The organism is Bacillus timonensis (genome assembly GCF_004799755.1).
Classification (GTDB): domain Bacteria; phylum Bacillota; class Bacilli; order Bacillales; family Bacillaceae_L; genus Ferdinandcohnia; species Ferdinandcohnia timonensis_A.
Map to the genome: position 1 here is coordinate 1 of NZ_SLUB01000091.1, position 10,096 is coordinate 10,096.

Genomic DNA, 10,096 nt, shown 5'->3' on the forward strand with positions numbered 1-10,096 from the left:
AGATGTGTATAAGAGACAGATATTAAATTATTTGAACTGTATGCATTTAATTTTCAAAAGGATTATTTAAAAAAGGAAAAATTAAGATACAACGATTTTAAAAGTCAATTAAGTAACTTTTTAAATGGGGAAACAGTAAAGATTTCTTTCGATAACTTAGATTTGTAACTGCTAAACTAAAATCAACAGTTTCCGCCAAATAGAAATGAACACTTTTTGCCAAAACATCCATCAGTTAAGCTATCATGATTTTATATCATAAATGTTTAGCTGGGGGATTTGAAAGGTGGAAAAATTACTATTGTATGTTGAAATACATCAACTAAAAGAACAAGGATTTAAAATAGCAGCCATTGCAAAAAAATTAAATATTTCTAGAAACACAGTTTATAAGTATTTGAATATGAATTTTGATGAAGTTTCTGAATGGGTAATATCGACGAAAAGCAGAACTAAGAAATTAGATTTACATCATGATCTTATTTTAAACTGGCTTAAAGAACATCCAGATCTCTCTTCTGCTCAGGTGGAGGATTGGTTGAAAGAGCAATACCCTACAATAAAAATTGGTAGCAGTACTGTTCGGGGATATGTCAGTGAATTAAGAGATATTTACCATATTCCAAAAGTGGTTCGTATTCGAGATCATGAAGCAGTAGAAGAACTTCCAATGGGTCAACAAGTTCAGGTGGACTGGGGGGAAATCACAGTAAAGAACCAAGATAATAAACAAATAAAATCATACTTTATTACCTTCGTACTCTCCCATTCTCGTTACAAATATGTGGAATGGATGGACAGACCTTTTACCACAAAGGATACAATCCGTTGTCATGAAAAAGCATTTCAATTTTTCGGAGGAATTCCGAAGGAAATTGTCTATGATCAGGACCATTTGATAACTGTAAGTGAAAACGCAGGTGACATTATCTTAACTGGAGAATTCCAGGCCTACAAGCAAGAACGTGGATTCAGAGTATATCTTTGCAGAAAGTCAGATCCACAAAGCAAAGGGAAAGTTGAGAATGTAGTGAAATATGTAAAAATGAACTTTGCGAAGAATAGAGTGTTTCCAAATCTTGAATCCTGGAATGAGAAGTGTATAGCGTGGTTAAAGAGGACTGGTAATTACAATGTTCATCATACAACAAAAAAGAGACCGGTAGAAGTGCACGCCCTCGAAAAGCAACACTTAACCCAAGTCTCCTCCCTGCTTTCTTTCGAAAGCAACCATGTAAATAGTATAACAAGAACTGTCCATAAGGACAATGTGATCAAATATAAATCTAATCGATATTCTCTTCCAGTAGGTACCTACCGTCCAAGAGGAGACAATACAGTATATCTTGAAATACAAAGTGAAATGCTCATTATTAGAGCAGATTTAGAAGGAGAAATATTAGCAAAACACCCCTTATGTCATGGAAAAGGAGTATTGATAAAAAATAAACAGCATACAAGGGATCGATCGAAAGGAATACAAGCATATAAGGAGACTATTATTCGTCAATTCAATGATCAAGAAAAGGCATTAAAGTTTGTAAATGAAATATCTCAACGATATTCCAGATATGTAAGAGATCAGTTGCAGGTCATACAATACGCTATTACCCATTTCCGCCCTCAAATAGAGGAAGCCCTCACTATATGTATAAATGAACAGCTTTGGAGTGCGAATGATATACGTGACATAGCACAACATCTAACGAGATTAAAAGAAGAAAAAGATGTATCCACAGTTTCTGTCGAAACTAAACAAAATAACACCGCATCACACGCCACAGCTGCAAAAAGGGAAATAGAGTATTACACAAACATAATAAGAGGTGTTTCATAATGACTAGCACTGTACAGCTTTTACAGGAACATTTTCGCCATCTTCGGATGGCGGAAACGGCAAATGAGTTGCCCGTATTACTTCGAAAAGCGGAGAAAGCCTCGTGGACTTATCAAGAGTTTCTAGAGAAACTTCTAATGCATGAGGTGAAGAAACGAGAAGAAAAGAATGTTGAAAAGAGATTAAAGTGGGCTAAATTCCCATATCTCAAAACACTTGATGAATTTAATATTGAAGAACAAATATCGCTTAGTACACGTCAATTAAACCAGTTAAAAGAACTAAATTGGCTTGAACAACAATATAATCTAATTTTATTGGGACCGCCAGGTTCAGGTAAAACTCATATTAGTATAGGACTAGGTTTAGAAGCTATTCAAAATGGCTATAAAGTTACCTTTTCTACAATGGGTGAAATCGTCCACCTCCTAAAAACAGAAGAGTATATTAGAAAGTCTCAAACACAGTTAAAACGCATAAAAGACTCTGATATGGTTATTATCGATGACTTAATGTATATGGCAATGGATCAAAGAGAAGCTAACCTGCTTTTCCATTTGATTAATTATCTATACGAGCGAAGTTCTGTTATTTTGACTTCCAATAAAGGTCCAGATGAATGGGGAGAACTAATAGGAGATCAGGGAATTACGACAGCAATCTTGGACCGATTACTCCATAGAGTAGAAGTTATTCAATTAAATGCCAATGACAGCTATAGAATAAAGCATCGCAGTACCATTTTTAGTAAGGATAGTGTTCAAAATTAATTAGCAAAATGTGTTCAAAACTACTTGACGGTTACAAGTTTTACGTAATTCCCCTCTATATCCTTTTTTGATTCTTATTTATTATTTTTCTTGAACCAACAAAAAAGTGCTAGCCCTCTTATTAATATTCCTCCTTTACGTACTTAAAAGTTCCCAAATATTGACGTGTAAATCGTTTGCTTGTTATTATAAGGAAATAATACATAGTACGTAGGGACATTTTACCTTGTCCAAATGACTGTGAAGAAAGGCGAGAACAACATGAACAAACCTACGGGAACGAAACGTTTGCAACTTGCATTACTTTTAGGGTCACTTGGGCTTCTAGGACCGTTCACGATCGATATGTATTTACCGTCGTTTCCTACGATTGTGGAAGATTATGAAACAACTGCATCATTAGTTCAGGTTAGTTTAACGACATGCTTGTTAGGACTTGGATTGGGACAATTAATTATTGGGCCGATGAGCGATGTACAAGGTAGACGAAAGCCATTGCTGATTTTTCTTATCATGTATATGATTGCTTCTGTCATTTGCGCTTTTGCCCCATCTATTTATCTATTTATTGTAGGTCGTTTTATACAGGGATTTGCTGCTGCCGGTGGTCTTGTTATTTCTAGAGCTATTGTACGAGATATTTATAGTGGCAGAGAATTAACCAAGTTTTTCTCTTTATTAATGTTGGTTGGTAACCTTGGTCCTATTGTTGCACCAATTGTGGGTGGTGGAGTCCTTTCAATCACTGACTGGAACGGTGTTTTTATTGTATTAGCAGTTGTGGGCTTTGTGCTGTTTCTTATAATCTCTTTTAAACTCGAAGAATCATTACCTGTGGAAAAGCGTGTGCCTAGTAATCTAACTCAAGTATTGAGGAATTTTGGTTCGTTATTTAGAGATCGAGAGTTTCTAGGTTATGCACTAACACAAGGCTTTATCATTGCTGGAATTTTTGCTTATGTTTCTGGTATTCCTTTTGTTTATCAGAATATTTATGGGGTTTCTCCTCAAGTATTTAGTTTGCTATTTGGAGTTAATGGTTTGGCTTTAATTATTGGTACTCAGTTAGTTGGGCGTCTATCAGATATTATTCCCGAGAGAACTTTCTTGAAATTTGGCTTATTTCTTTCCACTACAGCAGGTACTTGTTTGCTAGTAGCTCTTTTATTAAAAGCTCCACTTCTGGCTGTTGCGATTCCGATTTTCTTTTTAGTGTGCTCGATAGGAATAATTTCAACAACTTCCTTCGCGTTAGCTATTGAGACCCAAGGACATATTGCTGGAAGTGCATCCGCCCTACTAGGTTTACTACCATTTGTTCTAGGTTCAATAACCTCTCCACTTGTTGGGGTAGCGGGAGAAAATTCAGCCATTCCTATGGGTATCGTTATTTTATCAACAAGTTTGTTAGCACTACTTTCATATTTTGGGCTAGTACGGGGAGCATCAGTACGATTACAGACTGCTAAAAAGTATTCTGGTTAATATAAAACTCAGAGATTATTAGTCTCTGAGTTTTTCTATTGGACTTTAACTTGACAGTTTTATTTTGTCACAATGGAAACTCCACCATCAACAATGATATTTTGGCCTGTTACAAAGGAAGATTCTTTAGAAAATAACCAGGTTACTACATCTGCCGCTTCGGAAGAAGTTCCCATTCTTCCTAGGGCATTCAGACTGTTGTACCTTTCTTCTAACATTTCTGATTGCTCTTCAGTCAAGTTTTCAAATTTTCGTTCCATCATCGGAGTCCTGATTGCACCAGGTGTAATGGCATTTACTCGAATTCCTTTATTTCCATACTCTTGGGCGACTCCGCGGGTTAATGCCAGAATTCCACTTTTCCCAGCTGCGTATGCTGTTGTGTATGCTGAACAAATTAAGGCATCCAGGGATGATGTATTAACGATTGAACCACCACCGTTTTCAATCATAGCTTGCAGCTCATACTTCATACACAACCAAACTCCTTTGATTGTGGACCCCATCATATGATCGAAGTTTTCTTCACTGAACTCATGTGTCAATGCAGGCGTACCTTCCGCATTGCCCGCATTATTAAATGCAAAGTCGATGCTTCCAAATGTGTTCACTGTTTCCTTTACCATCTGTTCTACTTCTATTCCTTTACTTACATCAACTGATAGAAAAAGAACATGTGGACTAATCTGTTTCAGCTTTTCTAGGGCTGAGTTTCCGCGTTCCTTATTACGGCCTACTATGACAACTTTTCCACCCTCATGAAGTAAGCGTTCTGCTACGGCTAGTCCAATTCCAGAAGTCCCTCCGGTAATAAGCGCCACTTGATTTTCAAATTTCACACCATCCACCCCTTGTAGTTAGAACTATCTAAATTTTAACACAAAGGGAATTTGACAAGGAACTTTATTTAATGGAATGTACAATCTAATGTTTCCGTTTTGCTTAAAAACCCGCTCAATGCTATTCATTACTCCAATAAGAAGTTTTCAATGAAACCTAAATAGGAACCAGGATGACAATCACTGATTCCTACCCTAACGACTAAGCCTTTTTCGTAAATAATTCTAATAACTCCTTGGCACTATGTACTTCTTTATCTGGTTTATAGGTAGCATTTGTCGGTAAATCTTTCTTACGATGATTCATCCAGATCGCCTGCCAGCCTGCTTGTTTTGCTCCGATAATATCTTTTTCAAAATTATCCCCGATATACACGGTTTTGGTTTGGTCAAGGCCCAGTTTCTGTTCAATAAAATCAAATACTTCTCTTTTCGGTTTTGCATGACCAATTGCTCCAGAAATAAACGTCATCTCTGCCGGAATCCACCGATTAAGGTTGAGTTGTTTAATTTTCATTGCTTGATGTTTTTCTTCACCGTTTGTAAGAATCCCAAGCTGTTTACCTTCTTTATAAAGTATATTTAGTAGTTCTTCGATTTCCGGAAACAAGGTGATGTTTTTTTGTTCGGTCACATACGTTTCATGAAAAATAGTCGCTTTTTCGATATCTATAGGGATGTTAAAATCCTTACAGGCAGCTATGATTCGTCCGGTTTGCCATTCAAATTGGGATATTTCACCTGCTTCACTTTGATCAAATAAAATCTCGCTATACTTACGACTAGCTTTATATAATTGATCGATTTCTTCGTCTGAAAATGGTTCTTGAAAAAGCATCCTCACCGTTTTATGAAAAGATTGTGCTTGGTCATATAATGTATCATCGACATCAAAAATTATCGTATCCATTCTCATAGCCCTCCTTATATTATGATGATATCACTTATTTTCAACTAGAGAAAACAGAGAGCCCACCAACAGCACCTACCCTAACGAGTAGGAAAGGTGCTTTTGCTAGTTTTATTTATTAATTTTATTTCTAATCGACTTTGTTTATGGAAATACTATTATGGATTTATTTGGCTAACTTATGGGAGATGAAACGATGGATTTACAACTTGTTGAAGCATATGTACCAGATAAGTTTTTCAATAAAGTGGATGAATCCTTGAAAGAGTTCCCACATGTGTCCTTTTGGATTTCTATAGAATCAAAAGATCGAACGCTTATCCGTGTTCTTGTAAAAACAGCTGATACCGAAGAAATTTTGGACTATCTGGAAGGTATGGCACATGTTATTGAAGGATTCGAAGTTCTACTTTTCCCTGTTCAAACGTACATAACTCGATTAACAGAAGAGGAAAAAGAACAGAGACTGAATGAAGAGGAAGAAAACGCGAATAAGCTTGAAAGGGCCAGTCGACAGGAGTTATGAGGAACGATTAAAAAAGCCAGCCATATTAACCTTACCTATACCCTATTGATCGTCATATCTGCCATAGTTGTAACAATTGGCTTTATCCAAAATAGCCAAGCCGTCATCATTGGAGCAATGGTCATTGCCCCAATGCTAGGGCCTGTAATATCAATCGCATTTTCAGCTATTTTAGGTGATTTTCAGTTGCTTAGAAGCTCAACGGTTACTTTACTATATGCGGTTTTCATTGTAATCGGGATATCTATCGGTTTTACTTTCTTTTTCCCGGTTCCTCTAGATAGTAGCGAGTTTGCTTTAAGGACTCATGTAAATATAGTCGATATGGTTTTAGCATTTGCTACAGGGATTGCTGGTGCACTATCAATACTAAATCGATTACCCGGATCATTAGTTGGGGTAATGGTGGCTGTGGCCCTTATACCACCCAATGTTGTACTGGGAATGTCGATTGGTTCAGCGATGTGGCAGGAGGCATATGGTTCCATGCTTTTACTTGTAGGCAACATTACCTCTGTTATTTTGGCCGGAATCATCGTGTTTTCCTTAAGCGGCATTCGACCAGTAAAATGGGATGAAGTGAACAAAGCAAAAACATCTCGAAAACTATCTATTCTGTTTGTCAGTCTGGTTATTATCCTGTTAATTATCGTAATCCTCTTTAGTAACAGGATTGATTTAGTATAAACCTGATCCATTTGCAGCATCAGGAAACCCTTTGTACATGTCCATTCCTTCTCTTGTTAAGTTTCAGTTGTTTGAGTATGGAAGCTACGATTGTAATAAACGGTAAGCTCCATAAAAATATGGCATAAGGTAAATAAGCAGTAACAGGTAATCCCAAGATTGTACTACACATAATCGTTAACACACTCCATGGAATCATACCAGGAAAAAGCATGGATGAGTCAGCCATAACCCTTGCTAGGTCATCCCTTGTTCGTTTATTTTTCCAATGGGGTAGCAGTGTTCTTCCTGTAAGAATGATTGGTAACGTCTGATTTGCAGCAATTAGTGAGATTCCAAAGGTAGCAATAATTGTTTTTACGGAATCTTCAACTAAGGTCTTTGACTTATTTAACCACCCATCGATTAGTGGCTGGATAACACGATATTCTTCTAATAGTCCGTTATATGCTCCAGCCAATACTAAAAATAGTAGTAGCACGTACATATTAATCAGTCCCCCGCCCATTCCTTCTACGCCAAAGAATAGGGCATGAAAAAGTTGGTAAAAGGTAGTTCCATTAATGATTGAAATAATGCTAGCAACGATAATACTCGCTAGAAAAGCATATACAATTCCGATCCTAAATAATACCACAACTATTAAGAACAGCGGCGGAAGTAATTTTATAGAGGATAATTCTTTCCAATTAAAGGTTGTTAGTTCCCCCACCTTCACGTCATATTGAAAATCTAAAAAGCTGTAGAAAGCTAAACATATTAAAATGGCTGGAATGGTAGTTAGCAACAATGCGTTAAATTGTTTCTTATTAGAGACCTCAACCGTATGGGATAATAATTGGAATGCGCTAGAAAAAGGTGAGGTCCGATCCCCAACAAATGCTCCAGACAGTAAAGCTCCTGCTACTATATGTGGTGCTAAATCTATCGAAATAGCACTGCTCATGATCGGGATTCCCACAGCACTTAGTGTGCCAATAGAAGTACCTAGCATCATAGAAAAAAGCATAGCGATCATAAAGGAGAACAAAAAGAAATGATTAGGTGTAATAAATTGTAATGCAATCGAAACTAATAGGTTAATTGTACCTGCCTCGTACCACGAAGGAAGAACAAAACTAACTAGAAAAAGAATTAGAATGACTGTTTGTGTTTTGCTTACACCCCTTTTACATACTTTCCATATCTCGCGAACAGGCGTTCCCTTCCTTATTATTAAAGTAACGAGAAATATGAATCCGGGTAAAAATCCAATAAATAATGGTATATGAAAGCTTACAGACAATAATACTCCCGTAAGTGTAATAATAATGAGATTAGTTATCTCTATAATGGTAAATCTATCGTTGTCCAGTTTTCTCCACTCCCACTGCTTCCTTAACTGTATTCTCCATTAAGGATTATACCATTATATATTCGGTTAGAGTATCCTGATATAATGAAATTAACCCCATCCCAATATAGGAACGGGGTTTTTATAATTTTAAAAGAAATTTCGTTTATAGCTGATAAACCTTCGAATATTTATCTTCTAAATAGTTCACTAGATATGTAGCATTTAAACTTTCACCAGTGATTTTCTTGATTAATTCATCAGGTGTATAAATACTACCGTATTGGTGAATTTTCTCCTTAAGCCAAGATTGAATGGCATCAAATTCTCCTCTTTCAATATGACCGTAGAAGTCTGGGAGTTCTTTCTTGATGGTATTCAAAATCTGGGCAGCATATAAATTTCCAAGTGAGTAGGACGGAAAGTATCCTAGACCACCAAATGACCAATGAACATCTTGAAGCACACCCAATGTGTCGGTTGGAGGAACGATCCCCAAATACTCTTTCATCTTCTCATTCCATACGTTTGGAAGGTCCTTTACTGCAATTTCCCTACTGATTAGTCCTTTTTCAATTTCGTAACGAAGCATGATATGGAGGTTGTATGTTAATTCGTCTGCCTCAACTCGAATAAAAGATGGCTCTACAATATTAATGGCTCCATAAAAATCGTTTACATCTAGTTTTCCTAATTGGTCAGGGAAATGCTCCTGTAGATCTTGGTAGAAGAAATTCCAGAATTCTTCACTACGACCAACCATGTTTTCTAAAAATCTTGATTGTGATTCATGAATTCCAAATGATGCCCCACTGCAAATTGAAGTACCTTCTAATTCAGGGTTAATATTCTGCTCATAAATACCATGTCCCGCTTCATGGATTGTACCAAAAATTGCAGAACGAACATTATCTTCGAGATAACGAGTTGTGATTCGGACATCGCCTGTATTAATGGTTTGAGCAAATGGATGTACTGTCTCATCAAGTCGTCCGGCATTCATGTCAAATCCAATTAGCGGGAGTATGAATTTATTAAACTCTTTCTGAACTTCAGGATTGTAAAGCCTTTCAAAAATGTCGCCATTTGGTTTAGAAAGAGATAATTTGATACGATTTAACAAATCGATACTGCTTCTTCGTAATTCTTCAAAAAGTGGATCCAGTTTTTCAACTGTTAATCCAGGCTCATATTCATTTAATAAGGCATTATATGGATGCCCTTCATACCCGTAATACTCCGTAAATTGCTTTTTGATTTCTACTATTCGTTCAAGAAAAGGAAGAAAAACTTTAAAATTATTCGTTTCTCTAGCTTCCTCCCATGCGTTATTCGCATTTGCAGTCAACACGATGTATTCATTGTAAAGTTCAGTTGGAATGCTTTTTGATTGTTTATAGAAATTATTTCGTTCACGTACAATTGCTTTGGTAACGTGATCTAGTTGCTCAAATTGATCTTCAGCTGTCAATACCCCTAATAGCTCTCCCATTTCTTTCGAGATCGATAACTTAAATATCTCAGTTGATAGTGTTCCAATTGAATTTGCAAACAAGGAACGCCCTTTTTTAGGGGCCATTACTTTCTGATCCCAATCTGCAAGAGCTAATACGCTATTTAGATGCGTAATTTTTTCGTCTAATTTTTTAAATTGATTGACCTTTTCCTGAAGTTCAGTATTTAATAATTGCTGTCTCTTATACACATCT

At 36.5% G+C, this 10,096-nt stretch carries 9 protein-coding genes; 5 read left to right on the forward strand and 4 right to left on the reverse strand.

Annotated features, from left to right (window positions below):
- Window positions 1-286 precede the first annotated feature (286 nt).
- The 3 genes from istA to E1I69_RS23110 all read left to right on the forward strand — a co-directional run bounded on the left by istA (window position 287) and on the right by E1I69_RS23110 (window position 4,092).
- Window positions 287-1,837, forward strand: coding sequence for an IS21 family transposase (gene istA, locus E1I69_RS23100; RefSeq protein ID WP_136381857.1), 1,551 nt, complete (start codon window positions 287-289; stop codon window positions 1,835-1,837).
- A complete protein-coding gene (gene istB / locus E1I69_RS23105; protein WP_136381858.1) occupies window positions 1,837-2,607 on the forward strand; it encodes an IS21-like element helper ATPase IstB in 771 nt (256 codons plus the stop codon). The genes istA and istB overlap by 1 nt, the downstream gene beginning before the upstream one ends.
- Window positions 2,608-2,868: 261 nt before the next feature.
- Window positions 2,869-4,092: a Bcr/CflA family multidrug efflux MFS transporter gene (locus E1I69_RS23110; protein ID WP_136381859.1), complete on the forward strand. Its 1,224-nt coding sequence runs from the start codon at window positions 2,869-2,871 to the stop codon at window positions 4,090-4,092.
- 59 nt (window positions 4,093-4,151) lie between these two features.
- Here the strand turns inward: E1I69_RS23110 and E1I69_RS23115 are convergent, their stop codons facing one another.
- Complete coding sequence (locus E1I69_RS23115; RefSeq protein ID WP_136381860.1) at window positions 4,152-4,931, reverse strand: SDR family NAD(P)-dependent oxidoreductase; 780 nt, start codon at window positions 4,929-4,931, stop codon at window positions 4,152-4,154.
- A 202-nt stretch (window positions 4,932-5,133) separates the two neighbouring features.
- Window positions 5,134-5,841, reverse strand: coding sequence for an HAD family hydrolase (locus E1I69_RS23120; protein ID WP_136381861.1), 708 nt, complete (start codon window positions 5,839-5,841; stop codon window positions 5,134-5,136).
- A 196-nt stretch (window positions 5,842-6,037) separates the two neighbouring features.
- On the opposite strand from E1I69_RS23120, the gene E1I69_RS25150 reads away from it, so the two are divergent.
- Together E1I69_RS25150 and E1I69_RS25155 are read left to right on the forward strand one after the other, a co-directional pair.
- On the forward strand, window positions 6,038-6,367 hold the full coding sequence (locus E1I69_RS25150; RefSeq protein WP_242634684.1) for a hypothetical protein: 330 nt from the start codon (window positions 6,038-6,040) through the stop codon (window positions 6,365-6,367).
- Between the two features lie 24 nt (window positions 6,368-6,391).
- A complete protein-coding gene (locus E1I69_RS25155) occupies window positions 6,392-7,054 on the forward strand; it encodes a TIGR00341 family protein (RefSeq protein ID WP_278186193.1) in 663 nt (220 codons plus the stop codon).
- A gap of 19 nt (window positions 7,055-7,073) precedes the next feature.
- Here E1I69_RS25155 and E1I69_RS23130 read toward each other — a convergent pair whose 3' ends face one another.
- Window positions 7,074-8,339 (reverse strand): Na+/H+ antiporter NhaC family protein, encoded by a 1,266-nt coding sequence (locus tag E1I69_RS23130; RefSeq protein WP_136381862.1) that lies wholly within the window; start codon window positions 8,337-8,339, stop codon window positions 7,074-7,076.
- Between the two features lie 214 nt (window positions 8,340-8,553).
- On the reverse strand, window positions 8,554-10,092 hold the full coding sequence (locus E1I69_RS23135; RefSeq protein WP_136381863.1) for a carboxypeptidase M32: 1,539 nt from the start codon (window positions 10,090-10,092) through the stop codon (window positions 8,554-8,556).
- Window positions 10,093-10,096: the final 4 nt, after the last annotated feature.

What these genes read in the sequence shown, in the direction of transcription:
- istB (WP_136381858.1), top strand. Translation starts at nt 1,837, where the DNA reads ATGACTAGCACTGTACAGCTTTTACAGGAACATTTTCGCCATCTTCGG.
- E1I69_RS23110 (WP_136381859.1), top strand. Translation starts at nt 2,869, where the DNA reads ATGAACAAACCTACGGGAACGAAACGTTTGCAACTTGCATTACTTTTA.
- E1I69_RS23120 (WP_136381861.1), bottom strand. Translation starts at nt 5,841, where the DNA reads ATGGATACGATAATTTTTGATGTCGATGATACATTATATGACCAAGCA.
- E1I69_RS25150 (WP_242634684.1), top strand. Translation starts at nt 6,038, where the DNA reads ATGGATTTACAACTTGTTGAAGCATATGTACCAGATAAGTTTTTCAAT.